The 21,654-nt window shown below is 65.8% G+C and carries 22 protein-coding genes and 1 tRNA gene; 11 read left to right on the forward strand and 12 right to left on the reverse strand.

What is annotated here, in order from left to right; all coding sequences use genetic code 11:
* Nucleotides 1–123 precede the first annotated feature (123 nt).
* From VARPA_RS28635 to VARPA_RS28645, 3 genes are all read right to left on the reverse strand, one after another.
* Complete coding sequence (locus VARPA_RS28635) at nt 124–1,314, reverse strand: sugar ABC transporter permease (RefSeq protein WP_013544085.1); 1,191 nt, start codon at nt 1,312–1,314, stop codon at nt 124–126.
* Nucleotides 1,315–1,427: 113 nt separating this feature from the next.
* The gene (gene xylF / locus VARPA_RS28640; protein ID WP_013544086.1) at nt 1,428–2,450 is read right to left on the reverse strand and encodes a D-xylose ABC transporter substrate-binding protein; all 1,023 of its coding nucleotides are present in this window, start codon (nt 2,448–2,450) and stop codon (nt 1,428–1,430) included.
* A gap of 113 nt (nt 2,451–2,563) precedes the next feature.
* The gene (locus VARPA_RS28645; protein ID WP_013544087.1) at nt 2,564–3,187 is read right to left on the reverse strand and encodes a CHAP domain-containing protein; all 624 of its coding nucleotides are present in this window, start codon (nt 3,185–3,187) and stop codon (nt 2,564–2,566) included.
* A 133-nt stretch (nt 3,188–3,320) separates the two neighbouring features.
* Here VARPA_RS28645 and VARPA_RS28650 point away from each other — a divergent pair, with 133 nt between their 5' ends.
* Together VARPA_RS28650 and VARPA_RS28655 are read left to right on the forward strand one after the other, a co-directional pair.
* Entirely contained in the window at nt 3,321–4,343 is a 1,023-nt protein-coding gene (locus VARPA_RS28650) for a thiamine pyrophosphate-dependent dehydrogenase E1 component subunit alpha (RefSeq protein WP_013544088.1), read from the forward strand.
* Nucleotides 4,334–5,302 (forward strand): alpha-ketoacid dehydrogenase subunit beta, encoded by a 969-nt coding sequence (locus tag VARPA_RS28655; protein ID WP_013544089.1) that lies wholly within the window; start codon nt 4,334–4,336, stop codon nt 5,300–5,302. The genes VARPA_RS28650 and VARPA_RS28655 overlap by 10 nt, the downstream gene beginning before the upstream one ends.
* A gap of 16 nt (nt 5,303–5,318) precedes the next feature.
* Here the strand turns inward: VARPA_RS28655 and VARPA_RS28660 are convergent, their stop codons facing one another.
* Nucleotides 5,319–6,086 (reverse strand): SDR family oxidoreductase, encoded by a 768-nt coding sequence (locus VARPA_RS28660; protein WP_013544090.1) that lies wholly within the window; start codon nt 6,084–6,086, stop codon nt 5,319–5,321.
* A gap of 123 nt (nt 6,087–6,209) precedes the next feature.
* On the opposite strand from VARPA_RS28660, the gene VARPA_RS28665 reads away from it, so the two are divergent.
* Both VARPA_RS28665 and VARPA_RS28670 read left to right on the forward strand, forming a co-directional pair.
* Complete coding sequence (locus tag VARPA_RS28665) at nt 6,210–7,136, forward strand: LysR family transcriptional regulator (RefSeq protein WP_013544091.1); 927 nt, start codon at nt 6,210–6,212, stop codon at nt 7,134–7,136.
* Nucleotides 7,137–7,200: 64 nt separating this feature from the next.
* On the forward strand, nt 7,201–8,220 hold the full coding sequence (locus VARPA_RS28670; protein WP_013544092.1) for a Bug family tripartite tricarboxylate transporter substrate binding protein: 1,020 nt from the start codon (nt 7,201–7,203) through the stop codon (nt 8,218–8,220).
* Between the two features lie 12 nt (nt 8,221–8,232).
* On the opposite strand, the gene VARPA_RS28675 is transcribed toward VARPA_RS28670, so the two are convergent.
* Together VARPA_RS28675 and VARPA_RS28680 are read right to left on the reverse strand one after the other, a co-directional pair.
* The gene (locus VARPA_RS28675) at nt 8,233–8,556 is read right to left on the reverse strand and encodes a DUF1840 domain-containing protein (RefSeq protein ID WP_013544093.1); all 324 of its coding nucleotides are present in this window, start codon (nt 8,554–8,556) and stop codon (nt 8,233–8,235) included.
* A 12-nt stretch (nt 8,557–8,568) separates the two neighbouring features.
* Nucleotides 8,569–9,843 (reverse strand): SAM-dependent methyltransferase, encoded by a 1,275-nt coding sequence (locus VARPA_RS28680; protein ID WP_013544094.1) that lies wholly within the window; start codon nt 9,841–9,843, stop codon nt 8,569–8,571.
* 124 nt (nt 9,844–9,967) lie between these two features.
* Here VARPA_RS28680 and VARPA_RS28685 point away from each other — a divergent pair, with 124 nt between their 5' ends.
* From VARPA_RS28685 to VARPA_RS28710, 6 genes are read left to right on the forward strand one after another with little or no spacing between them, the layout of a single operon-like run.
* Complete coding sequence (locus VARPA_RS28685; protein ID WP_013544095.1) at nt 9,968–12,352, forward strand: bifunctional salicylyl-CoA 5-hydroxylase/oxidoreductase; 2,385 nt, start codon at nt 9,968–9,970, stop codon at nt 12,350–12,352.
* A 1-nt stretch (nt 12,353) separates the two neighbouring features.
* Nucleotides 12,354–12,833 carry a MarR family winged helix-turn-helix transcriptional regulator gene (locus VARPA_RS28690; protein WP_013544096.1) on the forward strand — a complete coding sequence of 160 codons (480 nt, stop codon included), beginning with the start codon at nt 12,354–12,356 and terminating at the stop codon, nt 12,831–12,833.
* On the forward strand, nt 12,830–13,684 hold the full coding sequence (locus tag VARPA_RS28695) for an enoyl-CoA hydratase family protein (protein ID WP_013544097.1): 855 nt from the start codon (nt 12,830–12,832) through the stop codon (nt 13,682–13,684). The genes VARPA_RS28690 and VARPA_RS28695 overlap by 4 nt, the downstream gene beginning before the upstream one ends.
* Nucleotides 13,685–13,688: 4 nt before the next feature.
* Complete coding sequence (locus tag VARPA_RS28700) at nt 13,689–14,882, forward strand: acyl-CoA dehydrogenase family protein (protein ID WP_013544098.1); 1,194 nt, start codon at nt 13,689–13,691, stop codon at nt 14,880–14,882.
* Nucleotides 14,883–14,887: 5 nt separating this feature from the next.
* On the forward strand, nt 14,888–16,510 hold the full coding sequence (locus tag VARPA_RS28705) for an AMP-binding protein (RefSeq protein ID WP_013544099.1): 1,623 nt from the start codon (nt 14,888–14,890) through the stop codon (nt 16,508–16,510).
* On the forward strand, nt 16,507–16,905 hold the full coding sequence (locus tag VARPA_RS28710) for a RidA family protein (RefSeq protein ID WP_013544100.1): 399 nt from the start codon (nt 16,507–16,509) through the stop codon (nt 16,903–16,905). The genes VARPA_RS28705 and VARPA_RS28710 overlap by 4 nt, the downstream gene beginning before the upstream one ends.
* A gap of 20 nt (nt 16,906–16,925) precedes the next feature.
* On the opposite strand, the gene VARPA_RS28715 is transcribed toward VARPA_RS28710, so the two are convergent.
* Entirely contained in the window at nt 16,926–17,903 is a 978-nt protein-coding gene (locus VARPA_RS28715) for a GlxA family transcriptional regulator (protein WP_013544101.1), read from the reverse strand.
* A gap of 115 nt (nt 17,904–18,018) precedes the next feature.
* Between VARPA_RS28715 and VARPA_RS28720 the strand changes: the two genes are divergently transcribed.
* Nucleotides 18,019–18,666: an HD domain-containing protein gene (locus VARPA_RS28720; protein WP_013544102.1), complete on the forward strand. Its 648-nt coding sequence runs from the start codon at nt 18,019–18,021 to the stop codon at nt 18,664–18,666.
* A gap of 110 nt (nt 18,667–18,776) precedes the next feature.
* Here the strand turns inward: VARPA_RS28720 and VARPA_RS28725 are convergent.
* The 5 genes from VARPA_RS28725 to rpsK form a co-directional block, all read right to left on the reverse strand.
* Nucleotides 18,777–18,853: transfer RNA gene (locus tag VARPA_RS28725), tRNA-Met, on the reverse strand.
* A gap of 18 nt (nt 18,854–18,871) precedes the next feature.
* On the reverse strand, nt 18,872–19,270 hold the full coding sequence (gene rplQ / locus VARPA_RS28730; RefSeq protein ID WP_013544103.1) for a 50S ribosomal protein L17: 399 nt from the start codon (nt 19,268–19,270) through the stop codon (nt 18,872–18,874).
* An 87-nt stretch (nt 19,271–19,357) separates the two neighbouring features.
* Nucleotides 19,358–20,347, reverse strand: a complete 990-nt coding sequence (locus VARPA_RS28735) for a DNA-directed RNA polymerase subunit alpha (protein ID WP_009124827.1) — start codon at nt 20,345–20,347, stop codon at nt 19,358–19,360.
* Nucleotides 20,348–20,486: 139 nt separating this feature from the next.
* On the reverse strand, nt 20,487–21,110 hold the full coding sequence (gene rpsD / locus VARPA_RS28740) for a 30S ribosomal protein S4 (protein WP_013544104.1): 624 nt from the start codon (nt 21,108–21,110) through the stop codon (nt 20,487–20,489).
* A gap of 128 nt (nt 21,111–21,238) precedes the next feature.
* A complete protein-coding gene (gene rpsK / locus VARPA_RS28745) occupies nt 21,239–21,643 on the reverse strand; it encodes a 30S ribosomal protein S11 (protein WP_009124825.1) in 405 nt (134 codons plus the stop codon).
* Nucleotides 21,644–21,654 lie beyond the last annotated feature (11 nt).

Raw genomic sequence — 21,654 nt, forward strand, 5'->3', positions numbered from 1 at the left:
GCCTGCGCAGCGAGGCCTGTTCGGGGGCTCCCGCGGAACCGGCTTTGCCGGGCCGCAGGGTGCGCCCCCTTGAGGGGGGATGCGGCTACACGAAGTGAGCAAGAAACGGGGGTGGGCTTCACTTCAGTTCTCCCCGAACTTGCGGCGGTAGAGCACGTCGAACACCACGGCCACGATCAGCACCTGGCCGATGATGACCATGCGCTTGCCGATGGGCACATCGAGCAGCAGCATGCCGCTGTCGAGCGACTGCATGATGAGCGCGCCCAGCACCGAACCGAAGATCGAGCCGCTGCCGCCCGCGAGCGCCGTGCCGCCGATGACGGCCGCCGCGATCACGTAGAGCTCCATGCCGGTGCCCAATGAATTGGTGCCGGCGTTGAGCCGCGCGATCGACACGATGGCCGCGATGGTGACCAGCACCGCCAGCAGCGCGAACAGCATCAGCGTGACGCGCTTGACCGGAATGCCGACCAGCGCAGCCGCATCGGGATTGCCGCCCATCGCGAACACGTAGCGCCCGAAGCGCGTGCGGTGCACGATGAACGACAGCACGATGGCGACCACCGCCCAGATCAGCACCGGAATCGGAATGCCCTGCGGCTCCGACTTCGACGAGATCTGGTAGTTGTTCATGACCGCGGCGAAGCCGAAGACCACCGCCACCGGCACGGCCGTGATGAGCACGTCGAGCCACAGCGGCTCGGTCGGCATGTCGTAGCGCTGGCGCGCGCGGCGCTTCTGCACCATGCGGCCGAAGAGCACGAGCGCGACCAGCGCCGCGATCACCCAGCTCGCGGTGGTGCCGATGCCGCCGTCGTAGCCGCCGCCCAGGCGCTGGAAGAATTCGTCGTTCACCGGCTGCGTCTTGCCGTCGGCGACGAGAAAAGCCGCGCCGCGGAACGACATGAGACCGCCGAGCGTGACCACGAACGAGGGCACGCCGAGCACCGCGGTGAGCCAGCCTTGATAGATCGACACCAGGAGCGCCACGGCCAGGCCCGCGAGGCAGGCCGTGGGCCACGACCAGCCCGAGGTGTATTGCAGGTACGCGATGAGCACCCCCACGAAACCCATCACCGAACCGACCGACAGGTCGATGTGGCGCGCCACGATGATCAGCACCATCACGGTGGAGACGATGCCCACCACGGCAGTCTGCTGCGCGACGTTGTAGAGATTCTCGGGCGAGAGAAACACGCCGCCCGACATGACGCTGAAGGCCACCGCCATGACGACCAGCAGCACGCACATCAGGATCAGGCGCAGGTCGACGCCCGTGCGGCGCCACCATCCCGGAGTTTCATTGCTCATTTTTTGGGTACCCCCTCAAAGCGGATGCGCGACCGCGTCCCGGCCGGGCCTTGCGAGCCCGGCCTGACGCATGCATCGCGCGGATTGACTGACGACTGGCTGGCTTGGCTTGCTTACTTGCAGGCCGCGGGTGCGCTGGCGGCGGGGACGCCCTTGCAGAGCTCGTCCTTCTTGATCCAGCCGGCCTTCACGACGACATCGAGGTTGTCGCGCGTGACGGGCACCGGCGTGAGCAGGCGGGACGACAGTGCGACCTTCTTCGGGCCCGAGTTCCACTGCGCGGCCTTCTCGACCGGCTTGCCCTGCGACAGCGCGATGGCCGCTGAGGCGGCTTCGCGGCCGAGCTCGCGCGAGTCCTTGAAGATGGTGGCGGTCTGCGTGCCCAGCGCGATGCGGTTGAGCGCCGCGAAGTCCGCGTCCTGTCCCGACACCGGCACGCCGCGCAGGCCCTTGGCCGTGAGCGCCGCGACCGCGCCGCCGGCGGTCCCGTCGTTGGCAGCCACCACCGCGTCGACCTTGTTTGCGTTCTTGGTGAGGATCTGCTCCATGTTCTTCTGCGCGACCTCCGGCTTCCAGCCTTCGGTGTATTCGTCGCCGACGATCTTGATGTCGCCCTTCTTCACGGAGGGCTCCAGCACCTCCTGCTGGCCCGCGCGCAGGAAGTCGGCGTTCGGGTCGCTCGGCGAGCCCTTGATGATCACGTAGTTGCCCTTGGGCTTGACCTTGAGCACCTCGCGCGCTTCCATGCGGCCGACCTCGACGTTGTCGAAGGTGATGTAGAAGACGCCGGGCGCTTCGATCAGGCGGTCGTACGCGACCACGGGCACCTTCTGGCGCGTGGCCTTGGTGATGGCGGGCAGGATCGCGTCCTTGTCCATCGCCAGCACGATGAGCGCCTTGGCGCCCTTGGACATCAGGCCCTCGATGTCGCCCAGCTGCTTTTCGGGCGAGCCGCCCGCGTCGGCGCTGATGTACTTAGCGCCGAGCTTTTCGAGCTGCGCCTTGATGGCCGCCTCGTCGGTTTTCCAGCGCTCTTCCTGGAAGTTGGACCAGCTCACGCCGACCACGGTCTGGGCCAGTGCGCTCACGGCGGTGAGGCCGAAGGCCATGGCGGCCAAAGTTTGTTTGAGTTGCATCGGTGTCTCTCCTGCCGTGTAAGAAATTAGTTAGTTTGAAAGGCGAACTAACTATCCCATCGCAGCCGGAAGATTGGCATCGGGGAATTCCCCGAGCGCCGCAACGCAACGAATCAGAGCGGAACGGGCGCTGATGAAAGGGCTGCGGCCACCCGCAGCCAGCCCAGTGCGCTGCCCGCCACCGTCCAGCGGCCGTCGACGGCCTCCAGGGCAAAGCGGGCCCGGCTGCCGGAGAACGGGCCGGGGTTCTGCTGGACGATCTCGACCTCGCGTTCGGTCACGTTGGCAACGATCGCGACATGGCCGTACGGATTGAAGAGCGTGGGCGGGAACACGATGAGGTCGTCGACCTGCGGCTTCTCGGACCCGGCGTTGCGGTACTGCACGAGCGCCCGCTTCGGGTTCAGCGCGCCCTGCGCCGTGTTGGCATCGAAGAAGTCCTTGGCGTTGCCGAAGGCATCGGGCATGCGGTGATTGAAGCGCTCGAAGTAGTAGCGCTTCACGAACTCCACGCATTGGTACTTGATGCCCAGGTTGTAGCCGTCGCGCGAGAGCGTGCGGCCCTCGGAGTTGTTGACGCCGCCGTTGTAGTAGACCTTCACGCCGTTGAACTCGTCGACCACCGCGCCCACCTCCTGGCCGGGGTTGAGGTTGGTGTAGGTCACGACGCGGTAGCCGGCGGCGGCCAGCACGGCGGCACCGGCGAGGCAAAGAAGAAGGGTTCTCAGGCGAATCATGGGCTGGAGGTTAACGCCCGACGATAGGGGCGCCGCACCGGCGCGGCCAGTGCCGAAGGTCACCCCCTCGAATGCCTCGCCGCCTGTCCTCGGGCATGATCGCGGGCACAAAAAAACTGGAGACGAGACACCGATGGACCCGAGCATTCCCCCCGGCGCCGGCGAGGCGCTGTACCGCACCATGGTGCGCATCCGCGCCTTCGAAAACGCCGCCGAAACAGCAAGCCAGGGCGGCGTGAGCGCCTACGGCCAGCAGGCCGGAGCCGCCGCCAAGGTGCGCGGCCCGCTGCACCTGTCGACCGGGCAGGAGGCCGTGCCCGCGGGCGTGTGCGCGCACCTGCGCACGAGCGACTACCTCACCTCCACGCACCGCGGCCACGGCCACACGCTGGCCAAGGGCGCGGACCTCACGCGGATGATGTGCGAGCTCTTCGGCAAAGCCACGGGCTTCAACGGCGGCAAGGGCGGCTCGATGCACATCGCGGATTTCTCGGTCGGCATGCTGGGCGCCAACGGCGTGGTGGCGGCCGGGCTGCCGATCGCGGTCGGTGCGGCGCATGCGCAAAAGCTGCTGAAGAAAAGCGACGACATCACGGTCTGCTTCTTCGGCGATGGCGCCATCAACCGCGGTCCCTTTCTCGAAGCGCTGAACTGGGCGCGCGTGTACGAGCTGCCGGTGCTCTTCGTCTGCGAGGACAACCGCTGGAGCGCCACCACGGCGAGCGGGCCGATGACGGCGGGCGACGGCGCCTCGGCGCGCGCCATGTCGATGGACATCGCGGCCACGCAGGTCGATGGCAACGACGTGTTCGCGGTGCACGAGGCCGCCGCGCGGCTCGTGAAGGAAGTGCGCAGTGGCGCCGGGCCGCGCCTGCTGCATGCGCTGACGTATCGCGTAAAGGGCCACGTGTCGGTCGATCTCGCGGCTTATCGCGATCCGGCCGAACTGGCCGCGGCGCTCGAAACCGATCCGATCGCCCGCACGCGCGGCCACCTGCTCTCGGCCGGCGTGAGCGCGGCCACGCTCGATGAAATCGAGAACGCGGCGCGCGACGAAGTCGACACCGCGCTTGCCATCGCCGATGCCGCACCCTGGCCCGATGCCAGCGCCGCATTCACCGACGTGCAGACCATCGGAGCAGGCCAATGGCATTGAAGAAGAAGGAACTGAGTTACTCCGAAGCCGCCGTGCTTGCCGTGCAGCGCGAGATGGAAGCCGATGCGCGCGTGGTCGTGCTCGGCGAGGACGTGGGCCGCGGCGGCATCTTCGGCCAGTACAAGGGACTGCAGCAAACCTTCGGCGCCGAGCGCGTGATCGACACGCCGATCAGCGAAGCCGCGATCATGGGCGCCGGCGTGGGCATGGCGCTCGCGGGGCTGCGGCCCGTGGTCGAGATGCGCGTGGTCGATTTCGCGCTCTGCGGCATGGACGAGCTGGTGAACCAGGCCGCCAAGAACCGCTTCATGTTCGGCGGCCAGGGCCGCGTGCCGCTGGTGGCGCGCATGCCGGGCGGCATCTGGGACGCGTCGGCGGCGCAGCATTCGCAATCGCTCGAGGCGTGGTTCGCGCACCTGCCTGGCGTGGTGGTGGTGAGCCCGTCGACGCCGCAGGACAACTACGGGCTGCTGCGCGCGGCGCTGCAGTGCGGCGACCCGGTCGTGTACATCGAGCACAAGACGTTGTGGGGATTGCGCGGCGAAGTGGACGAAGACATCGCCGTGCCGCTCGGCAAGGCGGCGCGCGTGCGCGAGGGCAACGCGCTCACGCTCGTGAGCTGGAGCCGGCAGATGCAGGCCTGTGCCGCCGCGTGCGATGCGCTCGCGGCCGAGGGCATCGCGGTCGACCTGATCGACCTGCGCACGTTGTGGCCGTGGGATCGCGAGACGGTGCTTGCGTCGTGCGCGCGCACCGGGCGGTTGCTGGTCGTGCACGAAGCCGTGCAGGCCGCGGGCTTCGGCGCGGAGATCGCGGCCAGCGCCGCGGAGGCCACGGGCTGCCGCATCACACGGCTGGGCGCGCCGCGCATTCCGGTCGGCTATGCGCCGGTGCTGGAGGCGCAGTCGCGCATCGGCGCGGAGGCCGTCGTGGCCGCCGCGAAGAAGCTGCTGGGCTGAGCCTGCGGGTCCGGCGTCAGGCTGCGAAGCCGCCGTCGATGTTCAGGCTCGCACCGGTCACGAACGCCGCTTCGGGGCTGGCGAGGTACGCCACCATGCTCGCGATTTCATCGGGGTGGCCGTGGCGGGGCAGCGCCATCAGGCCGTGCATCGCGGCGGCGTTCGGGCCATCGACCGGGTTCATGTCGGTGTTGACCGGGCCGGGCTGCACGTTGTTGACGGTGATGCCGCGCGGGCCGAGGTCGCGTGAAAGCCCTTGCACCAGGCCCTTCAACGCCGACTTGCTCATGGCATAGGCCGCGCCGCCGGGCCAGGGCATGCGCTCGGCGTTGGTGCTGCCGATGTTGATGATGCGGCCGCCCTCGCCCATGTGGCGCGAGGCTGCCTTCGCTGCGACGAACACGGCGCGCACGTTGACGTCGAGCGTCTTGTCGAAGTCTTCGAGCGAGAAGTCGTCCAGGGCGCCGCCGAGGAACACGCCGGCGTTGTTCACCAGGATGTCGATCTTGCCGAGCGTGCGAGCCGCTTCGTCGATGCCGGCGGTGAGCGCCGCGGCGTCGGCACTGTCGATCTTCAGCGCTAGCGCGCGGCCGCCTTCGGACTGGATGCTGCGCACCAGTTCGTCGGCCGGTGCGGCCGAGCTCGCGTAACTGAAGGCCACGGCAGCGCCGTCGCGCACGAGGCGGCGCACGATGGCCGCGCCGATGCCGCGCGAACCGCCGGTGACGAAGGCAACCTTGCCGGCCAGGACAGAAGAAGAGGAAGAAGAAGTGGTGGAAGCCATGATTTTTCCGTTCGGTGAGTGGAGGAATGACTTCAGTGTCGGGATTCCACTCCTTCTCCGGTAGCCATCAATCGGCGCAATCAAATTCAACCCAAAGTTGAAGATGAGGTCGAAAATGAACGCATGGAACCGCTCAATCACCTCGAATCCTTCGTGCAAAGCGCCGAGAGCGGCAGCTTCTCGGCCGCCGCGCGGCGCCTCGGGCTCACGCCGGCGGCGGTCAGCAAGAACGTCGCGCGGCTCGAAGCGCGGCTGGGCGTGCGGCTGTTCCAGCGCAGCACGCGCCGGCTCACGTTGACCGAGGGCGGGGAGCGCTTCCTGGCGCAGATCGGCGGGCCGCTCGCGACGCTGCAGGAGGCGGTGGCGGGCTTGGCCAAGGACGACGGCCAGCCCGCCGGCACGCTGAAAGTGAGCATGGGCCAGGCCTTCGGGCGCGAGCATGTGCTGCCGATGATGGGCGACTTTCTCGCGCGCTATCCGTCGATCCTTCCCGACTGGCACTTCGACAACCAGCAGGTGGACCTGGTCGGCGAAGGCTTCGATGCGGCCATCGGCGGCGGCATCGATCTGTCGCCCGGCGTGGTGGCGCGCGAGCTGTCGCGCATCCACGTGGTCGCCGTGGCTTCGCCGGCCTACATGGCGGGACGCGCGCCGCCCGCGCAGCCCGCCGACCTGGCGGGCTTCGACGCGCTGCTGCGACGCTCCTCGCCCACCGGCCGGCTGCGCAGCTGGACGCTGCAGCACTCGGGCGGCCAGCAGGCCACGGTGGAGCTGCCGCGGCCGCGCGCGATCTTCAACGACCCCGAGGCCATCGCCCACGCCGCGCTGCTGGGACTGGGCGTGGCGATGCTGCCGATGCCTTTCGTCGAGCGGGGCCTTCGCAGCGGTGAGCTGGTGCGGCTGCTGCCCGAATGGCATTTCGACGCGGGCGTGGTGTGGCTCTACTACCCGAGCAAGAAGCTGTTGCCGCCCAAGACGCGCGTGTTCGTCGACTTCGTGCTGGAGCGCTTTCGCCGCGAGCGCTTCGCCGAGCGGATGCAGGTGGCCTGAACGCATCGATTCCCGGGGTTTTCACTCGCGGCGGCGGGGCCGGTTCGCCTGTAAAAAGACGCGCATGAACTTATCTTTCAAAACGAATCGCCGGGCCGCGCTGACGGCGTCGGCCGCGGCTGCCATTGCACTGATGGCGCCTGCCACTTCTTGGGCCCAAGGCACCTGGCCGACCAAGCCGGTGCGCATCGTCGTGCCCTTCGCGGCCGGCGGCACCACCGACATCCTGGCGCGCGCCGTCGCGCCCGAGCTCTCCAAGGCCTTCGGCCAGCAGTTCATCGTGGACAACCGCGCGGGCGCGGGCGGCAACGTGGGCGCCGAAATCGTGGCGCGTGCGCCGAACGACGGCTACACGCTGCTGATGGGCACGGTGGGCACGCACGGCATCAACCGGGCGCTATACCCCAAGCTGCCCTTCGATCCGATCAAGGACTTCGCGCCGATCACGCTGGTGGCGGCCGTGCCGAACGTGATGGAGATGAACGCCGACAAGGCCAAGGCACTGAACATCCACAACGTGCAGGACTTCATCAAGTACGCCAAGGCCAACCCCGGCAAGCTGAACATGGCATCGAGCGGCAGCGGCACCTCGATCCACCTGGCGGGCGAACTCTTCAAGAGCATGACGGGCACGTTCATGGCGCACATTCCGTACAAGGGTTCGGGCCCGGCGCTCTTGGACATGGTGGGCGGCAACGCCGACGTGATGTTCGACAACCTGCCTTCGTCGATGGCGCAGATCAAGGGCGGCAAGCTGACCGCGCTGGCGGTGACCAGCGCGCAGCGTTCGCCGGCGTTGCCCGACCTTCCGACGGTGGAGGAAGCGGGCGGCCCGACGCTCCAGGGATTCGAGGCGAGTTCATGGTTCGGCTTGCTGGCGCCGGCCGGCACCTCGCCCGAAATCGTGAACCGGATTCAGCAGGAAGTGGCCAAGTCGCTCGGCACGCCCGCCATCAAGGAAAAGATGCTCGCGCAGGGTGCGATCCCGAGCGGCAATTCGCCGGCCGACTTCACGAAGCTCATTGCGAGCGAGCACGTGAAGTGGGCGAAGGTCGTCAAGGACTCCGGCGCAAAGGTCGACTGACGACGACCTGCTTCAGGTGCTCCAGGTCACATCCTTGTTGTCGGCCTGCGAGTCCTTGAGCATGTGAAGCAGGGGGGCTGCACGCTGGTGCAGTCCGACATGCTGCTTCTCGGCCTCGCTGGTGTGGCCTTCGACGGCGTAGTCGTCGTTGTTGTGGCTGTTGCTGCCCTCGCGCGCCAGTGCGGCCTCGAGCGCGGCGATGGCCGCAGGAATCTGCTCGACCGTGATGATGCCTTGCGGCGCCGGGGACTTGCCGACGATGTCGAGCAGCTGGCGCGCATGGACTTCGAGCATCACGAAATCAGGAGCGGCCCGGGACTTGAAACGATAGAGCATGGTTGTGTTCACTCACTTGTTGTAGATGTAGTCACGGGCAAAAGGGTACACCGATTGCGCGCCGCGCAAGACGCCTGCGCGCCCTACATCGCCGTCAGGCTTTGTCGACAACATCTGGTGCAAGGAGATCCATCCCTGCTCGAAACTCATGGCCGAGCCTGCGAGGTACAGGCGGTAGGCGCGCAGCACGCGCTCGGCGTTCTCGGCCTGGCGGCCGCCGCTGCGCTGCAGCACCTCGCGCGCCGCATCGAGCTGCGCCTCGAGCGCGTCGGACCAGGCCCAGAGCGTGCGCGCATAGTGCGGGCGCAGGCTCTCGGTGTCGACCATCTCCAGGCCCGCGGCCGCCGTCTCGCGCAGCACATGCGTCACGTGCAGCAGCTCGCCGCCGGGGAAGATGTACTTCTCGATGAAATCGCCCATGCCCGCGCCGAGCTGGCGGTAGTTGAGTTCGCCCGAGGTGATGCCGTGGTTCATGACCATGCCGCCGGGCTTCAGGAGCGAATGGATCTTGCGGAAGTAGGTCGGCATGTTGGCCGCGCCCACATGTTCGAACATGCCGACCGAGGAAATCTTGTCGAAAGGCTGATCGGCCGAGAGTTCGCGGTAGTCGCGCAGCTCGACCCGCACACGGCCCTGCAGGCCCTTTTCTTCGATGAGGCGCTGCACATAGGCATGCTGGTTCTTCGACAGCGTGATGCCGGTCGCATCGACGCCGTAGTGCTCGGCCGCCCACAACAGGAGCGCGCCCCAGCCCGAGCCGATGTCCAGGTAGCGCTCGCCCGGCTGCAGCATGAGCTTCTTGCAGATGTGGTCGAGCTTGGCTTCCTGCGCTTCTGCCAACGTGAGCTCGGGCGTGCGGAAGTAGGCGCATGAATAGACGCGGCGCGCATCGAGCCAGAGCGCGTAGAAGTCGTCGGAGACGTCGTAGTGGAACTCGATCTGCGCCGCGTCCTTGCGCAGCGAATGCGAGCCATGCGACTTGGCCCGGTGCTGCAGGCGGCTCCACCAGCCGGTGTCGGTTTCGGCCGGGTTGCCGGGGAGCATGCCGACGGTGGCATCGATCAGGTCGCGCATGGCGCCTTCGATCTGCACCTTGCCCTCGACGTACGCCTCTCCGATGGCCCCCACCTGCCGGGCGGCCAGCTTGGCCAGCACCGTCCACTCCTTGAAGGCCAGCGTGACGCGGGCCCCCGCCTGGGCTACGCGCCGGCCATCCGGCAGTTCCAGCGCGATGGGGACAGGCAGCGAAGCCAGCTGCGACTCGATCTTGGGTATCAAGTGTTGCATGGGGCCGATGGTATTGATTTTTGCAAGTGTTTGCATCCCTGCCGCGCGGTCCCGCCGCGGGGCCATCGCGGGCGTTACCAAACCCGGATTGACAGCAAATCGTTTATGCCTAAACTATTCAATCATGAACAGCCTCAGCCCGCTTCAATCCGCTCCCGCCTCGGACCTCCAGCGCATCCTGTGCATCGGCGGCGGTCCGGCGGGCTTGTATTTCGCGCTGTTGATGAAGGCGCGCAACCCCGCGCTGCAGATCACGGTGGTGGAGCGCAACCGGCCCTTCGACACCTTCGGCTGGGGTGTGGTGCTGAGCGACCAGACGCTGGGCAACCTCAAGGCGGCCGATGCCGAGACCGCGGCGCTGATCGGCAACGAGTTCCATCACTGGGACGACATCCAGGTCTTCTTCAAGGGCCGCCAGGTGCGCTCGGGCGGCCACGGCTTCTGCGGCATCGGACGCAAGCGCCTGCTGAACATCCTTCAGGAACGCTGCCTCGCGCTGGGCGTGGATCTCGTGTTCGAGACCGACGCCACCGACGATCAAGCGATCGCCGCGCAATACAAGGCCGACCTCGTCATCGCAAGCGACGGCCTCAACAGCCGCATCCGCCAGCGCTACGCCGATGTGTTCAAGCCCGATGTCGACCTGCGAAATTGCCGCTTCGTGTGGCTCGGCACGCATCAGACCTTCGACGCTTTCACCTTCGCCTTCGAGGAAACCGAGCACGGCTGGTTCCAGGCGCATGCCTACCAGTTCGACGACAAGACCTCGACCTTCATCGTCGAGACGCCCGAAGCGGTGTGGAAGGCCCACGGCCTCGACCAGATGGAGCAGCCCGAGGCCGTCGCCTTCTGCGAGAAGCTCTTCGCCAAGTACCTGGGCGGCCACTCGCTCATCAGCAACGCCACGCACCTGCGCGGCTCGGCCAACTGGATCCGCTTTCCGCGCGTGGTGTGCGAACGCTGGACGCACCGCATCGACGTCGAAGGCCGCTCGGTCCCCGTGGTGCTGATGGGCGACGCGGCGCACACGGCGCACTTCTCGATCGGCTCGGGCACCAAGCTCGCGCTCGAAGATGCCATCGACCTCGCGAACGAATTCGAACAGGGCGGCACGCTCGACCATGTGCTCGAAGGCTACGAAGCACGCCGCAGCGTCGAAGTGCTGAAGATCCAGAACGCCGCGCGCAACTCGACCGAATGGTTCGAGAACGTGCCGCGCTACACCGGCATGCAAATCGAGCAGTTCGCCTACTCGCTGCTCACCCGCTCCCAGCGCATCAGCCACGAGAACCTGCGCGTGCGCGACACGCAATGGCTCGGCGGCTACGAGCAATGGCTCGCGGGCGGCAAGGCGATGGCGCCGATGCTCATGCCGTACAAGGTGCGCGGGCTCACGCTCAAGAACCGCATCCTGGTTTCGCCGATGGCCACTTACAGCGCGGTCGATGGCGTGCCGCAAGATTTCCTGCTGGTACACCTGGGCGCGCGCGCGCTCGGCGGCGCCGCGATGGTGTTCGTCGAAATGACGAGCCCGACGCCCGAGGGCCGCATCACGCCGGCCTGCACCGGCCTCTACAACGACACGCAACAAGCGGCCTTCAAGCGCATCGTCGATTTCGTGCACAGCCAGTCGAGCGCGAAGATCGCGATGCAGCTCGGCCACAGCGGCCCCAAGGGCTCGACGCGCGTCGGCTGGGAAGGCACCGACGAGCCGCTCGAAGACGGTAACTGGCCGGTGCTCGGCGCCAGCGCTCTGCCCTATGGCGAACAGAACCAGTTGCCCGCCGCCATCACGCGCGCCGAAATGGACACGCTGCGCGACCAGTTCGTCGATTCGACTCGCCGCGCCGTCGAATGCGGCTTCGACTGGCTCGAGCTGCACTGCGCGCACGGCTACCTGCTGTCGGCCTTCATCAGCCCGCTCACCAACCAGCGCACCGACGAGTACAACGGCGACGTCGAAGCGCGCTGCCGCTACCCGCTCGAAGTGTTTCGCGCGATGCGCGCCGTGTGGCCGGAAGACAAGCCGATGAGCGTGCGCATTTCCGCGCACGACTGGGTACCTGGCGGCAACACCGATGCGGATGCGGTCATCGTCGCGCGTCTCTTCAAGGAGGCCGGCGCCGATTTCATCGACGTGTCGTCGGGCCAGACCACGCGCGCCGCCAAGCCGGTCTACGGCCGCATGTACCAGACGCCGTTTTCAGACCGCATCCGCAACGAGGTCGGCATCGCAACCATCGCGGTGGGCGCGATCACCGATGCGGACCAGGCCAACAGCATCATTGCCGCCGGTCGCGCCGACTTGTGCGCCATCGCTCGTCCGCATCTGGCGGACCCGGCCTGGACGCTGCACGAAGCCGCCAAGCTGCAGAGCCGTGATGTCGATTGGCCCAAGCAGTACCTGAGCGGCCGCGACCAGATGTACCGCGAGATCGCGAAGCAACAGCAGATGGCCGCGGCCGCGAACGCTGCGGTGGCGGCGCAGAACACCGAGGAGACGCATTGACATGGACCTCGAAGCGCGCGCACACAGCGAACACCCGGAAGCCTTGCGGCTCTGGCTGCGGTTGCTCACCTGCACCCAGCTCATCGAGAAGCAGGTGCGCAACGAACTGCGCTCCCAGTTCGCGACCACGCTGCCGCGCTTCGACCTGATGTCGCAACTCGAGCGCTCGCCCGAGGGCCTCAAGATGAACGAACTCTCGCGCCGGATGATGGTGACCGGCGGCAACGTCACCGGCATCACCGACCAGCTCGTGACCGAGGGGCTGGTCGAGCGCATCAATGTCGAAGGCGACCGGCGCGCCTGGCGCGTGCGCCTCACCGCGCGCGGACGCAAGCTCTTCAACGACATGGCGCAACAGCACGAAGACTGGATCGTCGGGGCCTTCGCGGGCCTCAGCGGCAAAGAGATCACGCAACTGCACAAGCTGCTTGGCAAGGTCAAGCAGCACTCACACAACCAATCGATGGCGGAGACCGAATGAAGCATTACATCGGCGCAGGCAATCCCATGCGCGCGCAATTCGAAGCGAAGGCAGCCTACAAGGCAGAGCACTTCGCATGGAGCTACGAGGCCGGTGTCGGCACCGTCACGCTGAACCGCCCCGAGCGCAAGAACCCGCTCACCTTCGACTCGTACGCCGAGCTGCGCGACCTGTTCCGCGCGTTGAACTACGCGACCGACGTGAAGGCCATCGTCGTGACCGGCGCGGGCGGCAACTTCTGCTCGGGTGGCGACGTGCACGAGATCATCGGCCCGCTCACCGGCATGCGCATGCCCGAGCTGCTGGAGTTCACGCGCATGACGGGCGACCTGGTGAAGGCGATCCGTGCCTGCCCGCAACCCATCGTGGGCGCCATCGACGGCGTGTGCGCCGGTGCCGGCGCGATGATCGCGCTGGCCTGCGACCTGCGCTACGGCTCGCCCGCCACGCGCACCGCGTTCCTCTTCACCCGCGTGGGCCTTGCCGGCGCGGACATGGGCGCCTGCGCGCTGCTGCCGCGCGTGATCGGCCAGGGCCGTGCATCGGAACTGCTCTTCACCGGCCGCGCAATGACGGCGCAGGAAGGCCACGCCTGGGGCTTCTTCAATGCGCTGCACGAAAGCGATGCACTGCTCGAAGCCGCCGCCAAGATGGCGCGCGAGCTGGCCGAAGGCCCGAGCTTCGCGCACGGCATGACCAAGACGATGCTGGCGCAGGAATGGTCGATGACCATCGACCAGGCGATCGAGGCCGAAGCGCAGGCGCAGGCGATCTGCATGCAGACCGAAGACTTCAAGCGTGCCTACGAAGCCTTCGCGGCCAAGCGCAAGCCCGTGTTCGGTGGGGACTGAAGCCATGATGACGAAGATCCCCGCACCGCCTTCGACAGCGCACCTCGCGCTGCCCTTCTTCGATGAAGCCCATCGCGCACTCGCACGTGACCTGTTGCCTTGGTGCGCCGCGCAAGAGATCGATGAGCGCGATGACCGTGCGGCCTGCCGCGAATGGGTGCGCCGCCTCGGCGATGGCGGCTGGCTTCGCTATGCCGTGCCCGGCAGCGCGGGCGGTGCGCTGGAGCGCCTCGATTCACGTGCGCTGGTGCTGCTGCGCGAGACGCTCGGCTATCACTCGCCGCTGGCCGACTTCGCCTTTGCGATGCAGGGGCTGGGCAGCGGTGCGATCACGCTCGCTGGAACACCGGAGCAGCAATCGCAGTACCTCACCGCCGTTGGCAAAGGCGACAAGATTGCGGCATTCGCGCTGAGCGAACCAGATGCGGGCTCGGACGTGGCCGCGATGGCCATGCGCGCAGAACCCACGGCCGACGGCTGGCTGCTGAACGGCACGAAAACCTGGATCAGCAACGGCGGCATCGCCGACTTCTACTGCGTGTTCGCAAAGACCGATCCGACCGGCGGCACGCGCGGCATCACCGTCTTCATCGTCGACGCGACCACGCCCGGCCTCGACACCTCCGAGCACATCGATGTGATGGCGCCGCACCCGCTCGCCACGCTGCGTTTCGAGAACTGCGTCGTGCCGCGCACCGCGCAACTCGGCGAACTCAACGGCGGCTTCAAGCTCGCGATGCGCACGCTCGATATCTTCCGCGCATCGGTGGCGGCCGCAGCACTCGGCATGGGCCGCCGCGCGCTCGCCGAAGCCATCGCGCATGCGAAGGGCCGCCGCATGTTCGGCCAGACGCTCGCCGACTTCCAGCTCACGCAGGCCAAGCTCGGCGAGATGGCCGCGCTGATCGACAGCGCCGCACTGCTCACCTATCGCGCCGCATGGATGCGCGACGACGCCGAGCAACGCGGCGCAGCGGCAGTCGGCGATGTGTCGGCCGCGGCTGCGATGGCCAAGATGTGTGCCACCGAAAACGCGAGCCGCGTGATCGACATGGCATTGCAGATGCATGGCGGCCTCGGCGTGAAGGTTGGCACGAAGATTGAAAGCCTCTACCGCGACATCCGCTCGCTGCGCATCTATGAAGGCGCGACGGAAGTTCAACAACTGATCATTGGCAAATCCGTTCTGCGGGGATAAATACCGTGTCTGCCCAAGTCGACCGCTTCGTTCACGACCGCCTGCCGCCTGCCGAGCAGTTGCCGGTGTTTCGCTATGACCTGCCCGAGCTGCAGTTGCCCGACCAACTGAACCTCGTGGAGCAGTTGCTGGACAAGGCGGATGCCAAGGGCTTCGGCGACAAGCCGATGCTGCGCTCGCCGACCGGCACGCTCACGTACAAGCAGGCCGCGGTCGAAGTCAATCGCATCGCGCAGGTGCTGACCGAAGACCTCGGGCTCGTGCCCGGCAACCGCGTGCTGCTGCGCGGCGGCAACTCGGTGGCGATGGCGCTCGCGTGGCTCGCCGTGGTGAAGGCCGGCTTGATCGCGGTGGCGACGATGCCGTTGCTGCGCGCGAAGGAACTCGGCGAGATCATCGAGAAGGCGCGTCCCGTTGCAGCGCTGTGCGACGGCCGGCTACTCGACGAATTGATGACTGCGCAGAAGGAGCATCCGGTGCTCGCGACGGTGATCGCATTCAACAAGCCTGATGCGGCGGACTCGCTCTCCGCGCGCGCTGCCGGCAAGAGTGGCGTCTTCACGGCGTGTCCCACGGCGGCCGATGACATCGCATTGCTCGCGTTCACATCGGGCACCACGGGCAAGCCCAAGGCGCCCGTCACCACGCACCGCGATGTGCTCGCGATGTGCGAGACCTGGCCGCGACACGTGCTCAAGGCGCGCAGCGACGACATCGTGGTGGGTTCGCCGCCGCTGGCTTTCACCTTCGGACTCGGCGGCCTGCTCGTGTTCCCGATGTGGGCCGGCGCGTCGGTGTACTTCGCCGATGCGCCATTCACGCCCGAGGGCCTGGTGAAGCTCATCAACGAGATCGGCGCGACCATTTGCTACACGGCGCCCACGTTCTACCGCCAGATGGCGCCGTTCGTGAAGCAGCACGGCATGCCGAGCTTGCGCATCAGCGTGAGCGCGGGCGAGGCGCTGCCCGATGCGACGCGCCAGCTCTGGAAGGAAGCCACCGGCATCGAGATGCTCGACGGCATCGGCGGCACCGAGGTGTTCCACATCTACATCTCCGCGGCGGGCAGCGAGGTGCGTAAGGGCGCGGTCGGCAAGGCGGTCCCCGGCTTCACCGCGAAGGTGGTGGACGACAAGGGCAACGAAGTTCCGCATGGCACCGTCGGCAAGCTGGCGCTGCAAGGGCCGGTCGGCTGCCGGTACCTGGACGATCCGCGCCAGTCCGACTACGTGAAGAACGGCTGGAACTACCCCGGCGATTCGTTCGTGCAGGACGACGACGGCTACTTCTTCTACCAGGCGCGCGCCGACGACATGATCATCACGGCCGGCTACAACGTCGGCGGTCCAGAGGTCGAGGACGCGCTGCTCAAGCACCCCGCGGTGGCCGAGTGCGGCGTGATCGGCAAGCCCGATGCCGACCGCGGGATGATCGTTAAAGCCTTCTGCGTGCTCAAGCCCGGCAACGAAGGCGATGCGGCCCTCGTGAAGGCGCTGCAGGACCATGTGAAGGCCACCATCGCGCCTTTCAAATACCCGCGGGAAATCGAGTTCGTGACGGTGCTTCCGCGCACCGAGACCGGCAAGCTCCAGCGATTCAAACTGAGACAACTCAACAGCACACCATGATCAATAAACTCCTGCAGCCCGAGGGCTGGTTGCCTCCCAAGGGCTATGCGAACGGTGTCGCCGCGCGCGGCACCATGCTGTTCGTTGGTGGCCAGATCGGCTGGAATGCGCAGCAGCAATTCGAGTCGGACGACTTCATCGATCAGTGCGGCTTGGCGCTGCGCAACATCGCCGAGGTGCTGCGCGCGGGCGGCGCGGGTCCGGAGCACATGGTGCGCATGACCTGGTACGTGACGGACCGCGACGAATACAGCCGCCGGTTGGCCGAGCTGGGTCCGGTCTATCGCGATGCGATGGGGCGCAACTTTCCGGCGATGACCTGCGTGCAGGTGGCGGCGCTGGTCGAGCACCGCGCGAAGGTCGAGATCGAGGTCACTGCGGTCATTCCGGACTGATCGTTTCTTTCGCGATGCCGTCAGCCGACGGCGTGCGCGTAGCGCTTGCGGTACTCCGCCGGCGTGATGCCGATCTGGCGCTGGAACGCGCGCCGCAAGGTGTCGGCATCGGCAAATCCGCATTGGGCAGCCACCTGCTTCGATGCGGCGTCTCCGGCCTCGAGCAGCCGACGCGCGGCGGAGACGCGAATGCCCTCCACCCAGGCTGCGGGCGTGGCGCCGACCTCTTGCGTGAACAGCCGTGCGAAATGGCGCGGGCTCAGGCTCATGCGTCCGGCCAGGTGGGCAACGCTGTGGTCCTCAGCGGGGTTCGCCGCGATCCAGCGCTGCACTTCCTGCAAGGCCGATCGGCCGGTTGGCGCGGCTTCGCCCTTGCGGCTGAACTGCATCTGGCCGCCCGGGCGCTTGAAAAACATCACGAGCTGGGCAGCGACTTTCATGGCGATCTCACGGCCCAGATCCTCTTCAACGAGAGCGAGCGAGAGGTCGAGGCCCGCGGTCACGCCGGCGGCGGTGCGGAGGCGGCCGTCGCGCACATGGATGGCATCGGCATCGACTTGCACCGCTGGGAACGCTTGTGCGAGTTGGTCGGCCACCGCCCAGTGCGTCGTGACCCGCCTGCCATTGAGCAATCCCGCCTGCGCCAGCACGAAAGCACCGCTGCAGACAGAGCCGAAACGGCGCGCCTTGGGCGTGAGCTTGCGCAGCCATGCAGTGACGTCGAGATTGCTCGCCGCTGTCGCGGCATGCGGCGTGCCGGCCACCAGGAGCGTGTGGATTGGCTCGTCCCCCATGTCTTCGCCGATGACGGCATCAGGCATGAGTCGCACACCCGATGAACTGCGGATCGCACCTGGCTGGCTCGCGACGACGCGCAGTCGGTAGGTGTCGGCGCGCGCCTGCACGTTCGCCTCGGCGAACACATCGAGCGGGCCGGAGACATCCAGCAACTGGACGCCAGGCATGGCGAGGATCGCGATGGTCTTCGGGGTGCGCATGGTTGTTTTCTGTGTCTCTTTCGGCGCCGCAATGGCAGAAATTGCCGCCTCACGTCCGTTGAAGACACTGTAGCCGACTCCTAAAGTTGTTCTGACACTCACGGGAGAAATCCACATGGCTTTGACGACGACTATCGAAGGGGTCCGCATCCCCGACAGCAAGCTCGCACGCGAGATCACCGAGGTCGTCCGCGACACTGCGCCCTCGTTGCTGTTTCATCACTCCAGCCGGGTCTATTACTTCGGCGCGCTGGCCGGCAAGCGCCGCGGTCTCACCTTTGATCCGGAACTGCTTTATGCGGGCGCGATGTTCCATGACATGGGGCTGGTGCAGGCGCACAGCAGCGCGAACGAGCGCTTCGAAGTCGATGGGGCGAATGTGGCGCGGGATTTCCTGCGCGGGCACGGGATCTCGCATCAGGATGTTGACCTGGTCTGGATGGCGATCGCCCTACATACGACGCCAGGTATTCCGCAGCACATGCACCCGATCGTGGCGCTGGTGACGGCCGGTGTCGAAATGGACGTCCTCGGACTGACCTACCCGGAGTACAGCGAGGCCGAGCGTACACAGGTCGTGCATGCGCACCCACGCACCGAACACTTCAAGGAAGACATCATCCAGGCCTTCTACGACGGCATCAAACACAAGCCGGAGACCACGTTCGGCAACGTGAAGGCTGACGTGATCGCGGACAAGGAGCAGCACTTTCACCGCGGTAATTTCTGCAGCGCGATTCGATGCTCGGCCTGGCACGGATGAGAAATCGCGGAAATCCGAGAAATAAAAAAGCCCTCATTGCGAGGGCTTGATTCATTCAATTCACCGATCCAAGAAAAAAGGCCCTTTGAAATTCAAAGGGCCTTTTAAATTGGTTGCGCGAGCAAGATTTGAACTTGCGACCTTTGGGTTATGAGCCCAACGAGCTACCAGGCTGCTCCATCGCGCGGCAAGATGGAATTATACCTTATTCAGCAGCGCCTTGCTCGGCATCTGCTTCTTTAATTTCAGGACGATCGACCAGTTCGACCAGCGCCATCGGCGCGTTGTCGCCCACGCGGAAACCCATTTTCAGGATGCGCGTGTAGCCGCCCGGACGTGCCGCGAAACGCGGGCCCAGATCGGCGAAGAGCTTGACGACGCTGTCGCGGTCACGCAGGCGGTCGAAGGCCAGGCGCTTGTTGGCGAGCGTGGGCTTCTTGGCGAGCGTGATCATCGGTTCGATGACGCGGCGCAGTTCCTTGGCCTTGGGGACCGTGGTCTTGATGACTTCGTGCTCGATGAGCGAATTCATCATGTTCTGGAGCATCGCAAGGCGGTGCGAGCTGGTGCGGTTGAGTTTGCGAAGTCCGTGTCCGTGACGCATGGTGCTTTTCCTTTACTTTATTAAACAGGCAGCCGTATCAGGTACTGCCCGGGCACGAGCCCTCATGGGCTCAATTCAAAACAAAAATCAACGCTTGTCGAGACCGGCCGGCGGCCAGCTTTCAAGCTTCATACCCAAGGTCAGGCCGCGCGAAGCGAGGACTTCCTTGATCTCGTTGAGCGACTTGCGACCCAGGTTCGGGGTCTTGAGCAGCTCGTTTTCAGTGCGCTGGATCAGGTCACCGATGTAGTAGATGTTTTCGGCCTTCAGGCAGTTGGCCGAACGCACGGTGAGCTCGAGTTCGTCGACAGGGCGCAGCAGGATCGGATCGAATTGCTGCGCGCTGCGCGGTGCCGGTGCATCGAATGCAGCCAGTTCGCCGCCTTCGAGTTGTGCGAACACTGCGAGCTGCTCGACCAGGATTTTAGCCGAGGCGCGAACCGCATCTTCAGCGGTGATGGCGCCGTTGGTTTCGATCTCGACCAGGAGCTTGTCCAGATCGGTACGCTGTTCGACGCGGGCGCTTTCGACCGTGTAGCTCACGCGCTTGACGGGCGAGAAAGACGCGTCGAGAACGATGCGGCCAATCGACTTGGTCGGCTCGTCGGCGTAGCGGCGCATCGTGCCGGGCACGTAGCCGCGACCCTTTTCGACCTTGATCTGCATGTCGAGCTTGCCGCCTTGCGACAGGTGCGCGATCACGTGATCAGGGTTGATGATCTCGACATCGTGCGGAGTCTGGATGTCCGATGCGAGGACCGGGCCTTCGCCGTCCTTGCGCAGGCTCAGCGTGACTTCGTCGCGGTTGTGGAGTTTGAACACCACGCCCTTGAGATTCAGAAGGATGTTGACGACATCTTCCTGCACGCCGTCGATCGACGAGTACTCATGCAGAACGCCAGCGATCGTGACTTCGGTGGCCGAGTAGCCGACCATGGACGACAGCAGAACGCGACGCAGCGCGTTGCCGAGCGTGTGGCCGTAGCCGCGCTCGAAAGGCTCGAGCGTCACCTTGGCCTTGTTGGCGGCAAGTTGCTCGACCTGGATGGTCTTGGGTTTCAGCAGGGTGGTTTGCATGCAGACTTCCTCTCAATACCCCCGGCTCGTTACACCGGTAAGGCTGGTGAAGCACCTGACCCGCAGCAAAGCACGGGGCAGGAACGTGAACAACAAAAACTTGTTTCCCACACACGCCAGGTGTGCGGGAACAAAAAAATCAACGCGAATAGAGTTCGACGATCAGCGATTCGTTGATGTCGGCTGCGAATTCGTCGCGATCGGGCACCTTCTTGAAGGTACCTTCGGCCTTGTCGGCGTTCACTTCGACCCAAGCCGGAATACCGACTTGCTGGGCCAGTTGGAGCGCTTCGGCAATGCGGGTCTGCTTCTTCGACTTGTCGCGCACGGCGATCACGTCGCCGGTCTTGACGAGGTACGACGGGATGTTGACCGACTGGCCGTTCACCGTGATCGCCTTGTGCGACACAAGTTGACGTGCTTCAGCGCGGGTCGAGCCGAAGCCCATGCGGTAGACGACGTTGTCCAGGCGCGATTCGAGGATGAACAGCAGGTTGGCGCCGGTGTTGCCACGGCGGCGGTCGGCTTCTTCGAAGTAGCGGCGGAATTGCTTTTCCAGCACGCCGTACATGCGCTTGACCTTCTGCTTTTCACGCAGTTGCAGACCGTAGTCCGACGTGCGCTGACCCGAAGTGCGACCGTGCTGGCCGGGCTTGGAATCGAACTTGGCCTTGTCTTGAATGGAGCGGCGGGCGCTCTTCAGGAACAGGTCGGTGCCTTCACGGCGGGAAAGTTTGGCCTTGGGGCCGAGGTAGCGTGCCACGAGTATTCCTTTGTGTATCTGCCGCAGTTGCCTGCGGGAGCCATCGGCGAGACGCTGATGGCGGTGGGCTTAGTTAAAAAACAAATGCGCAGCCGCTCGAAAGCTGGCTGCGCCTTGCGGACTGACGATCAGATGCGGCGACGCTTCTGGGGACGGCAGCCGTTGTGCGGAACAGGCGTCACGTCAGCAATGGAATTGATCCGGATGCCGAGGGCAGCCAGTGCGCGCACCGACGATTCGCGACCGGGGCCGGGGCCCTTGATCTCGACGTCGAGGTTCTTGATACCTTGTTCGACAGCAGCACGGCCGGCCACTTCGGAAGCGACCTGCGCAGCGAACGGGGTCGACTTGCGCGAGCCCTTGAAGCCCTGGCCACCCGACGAAGCCCACGACAGGGCGTTGCCCTGGCGATCGGTGATCGTGATGATGGTGTTGTTGAACGAGGCATGCACGTGGGCGATACCGTCCGCAACGTTCTTGCGAACCTTCTTGCGAACGCGCTGTGCGGCGTTGTTTGCAGGTGCTTTAGCCATGCTGGTCTATC

Origin of the sequence: Variovorax paradoxus EPS (assembly GCF_000184745.1) — a bacterium.
In the GTDB taxonomy this organism is placed as follows: Bacteria; Pseudomonadota; Gammaproteobacteria; order Burkholderiales; family Burkholderiaceae_C; genus Variovorax; species Variovorax paradoxus_C.

Excerpts from the sequence above, each read along its gene's own strand:
- VARPA_RS28665 (WP_013544091.1), top strand. The coding sequence starts at position 6,210 with ATGGAACCGCTCAATCACCTCGAATCCTTCGTGCAAAGCGCCGAGAGC.
- VARPA_RS28655 (WP_013544089.1), top strand. The coding sequence starts at position 4,334 with ATGGCATTGAAGAAGAAGGAACTGAGTTACTCCGAAGCCGCCGTGCTT.
- VARPA_RS28675 (WP_013544093.1), bottom strand. The coding sequence starts at position 8,556 with ATGCTCTATCGTTTCAAGTCCCGGGCCGCTCCTGATTTCGTGATGCTC.
- VARPA_RS28685 (WP_013544095.1), top strand. The coding sequence starts at position 9,968 with ATGAACAGCCTCAGCCCGCTTCAATCCGCTCCCGCCTCGGACCTCCAG.
- VARPA_RS28660 (WP_013544090.1), bottom strand. The coding sequence starts at position 6,086 with ATGGCTTCCACCACTTCTTCTTCCTCTTCTTCTGTCCTGGCCGGCAAG.
- VARPA_RS28645 (WP_013544087.1), bottom strand. The coding sequence starts at position 3,187 with ATGATTCGCCTGAGAACCCTTCTTCTTTGCCTCGCCGGTGCCGCCGTG.
- VARPA_RS28680 (WP_013544094.1), bottom strand. The coding sequence starts at position 9,843 with ATGCAACACTTGATACCCAAGATCGAGTCGCAGCTGGCTTCGCTGCCT.
- VARPA_RS28715 (WP_013544101.1), bottom strand. The coding sequence starts at position 17,903 with ATGCGCACCCCGAAGACCATCGCGATCCTCGCCATGCCTGGCGTCCAG.
- VARPA_RS28690 (WP_013544096.1), top strand. The coding sequence starts at position 12,354 with ATGGACCTCGAAGCGCGCGCACACAGCGAACACCCGGAAGCCTTGCGG.
- VARPA_RS28635 (WP_013544085.1), bottom strand. The coding sequence starts at position 1,314 with ATGAGCAATGAAACTCCGGGATGGTGGCGCCGCACGGGCGTCGACCTG.
- xylF (WP_013544086.1), bottom strand. The coding sequence starts at position 2,450 with ATGCAACTCAAACAAACTTTGGCCGCCATGGCCTTCGGCCTCACCGCC.
- VARPA_RS28710 (WP_013544100.1), top strand. The coding sequence starts at position 16,507 with ATGATCAATAAACTCCTGCAGCCCGAGGGCTGGTTGCCTCCCAAGGGC.
- rplQ (WP_013544103.1), bottom strand. The coding sequence starts at position 19,270 with ATGCGTCACGGACACGGACTTCGCAAACTCAACCGCACCAGCTCGCAC.
- VARPA_RS28650 (WP_013544088.1), top strand. The coding sequence starts at position 3,321 with ATGGACCCGAGCATTCCCCCCGGCGCCGGCGAGGCGCTGTACCGCACC.
- VARPA_RS28735 (WP_009124827.1), bottom strand. The coding sequence starts at position 20,347 with ATGCAAACCACCCTGCTGAAACCCAAGACCATCCAGGTCGAGCAACTT.
- VARPA_RS28670 (WP_013544092.1), top strand. The coding sequence starts at position 7,201 with ATGAACTTATCTTTCAAAACGAATCGCCGGGCCGCGCTGACGGCGTCG.
- VARPA_RS28720 (WP_013544102.1), top strand. The coding sequence starts at position 18,019 with ATGGCTTTGACGACGACTATCGAAGGGGTCCGCATCCCCGACAGCAAG.
- rpsK (WP_009124825.1), bottom strand. The coding sequence starts at position 21,643 with ATGGCTAAAGCACCTGCAAACAACGCCGCACAGCGCGTTCGCAAGAAG.
- VARPA_RS28700 (WP_013544098.1), top strand. The coding sequence starts at position 13,689 with ATGATGACGAAGATCCCCGCACCGCCTTCGACAGCGCACCTCGCGCTG.
- VARPA_RS28695 (WP_013544097.1), top strand. The coding sequence starts at position 12,830 with ATGAAGCATTACATCGGCGCAGGCAATCCCATGCGCGCGCAATTCGAA.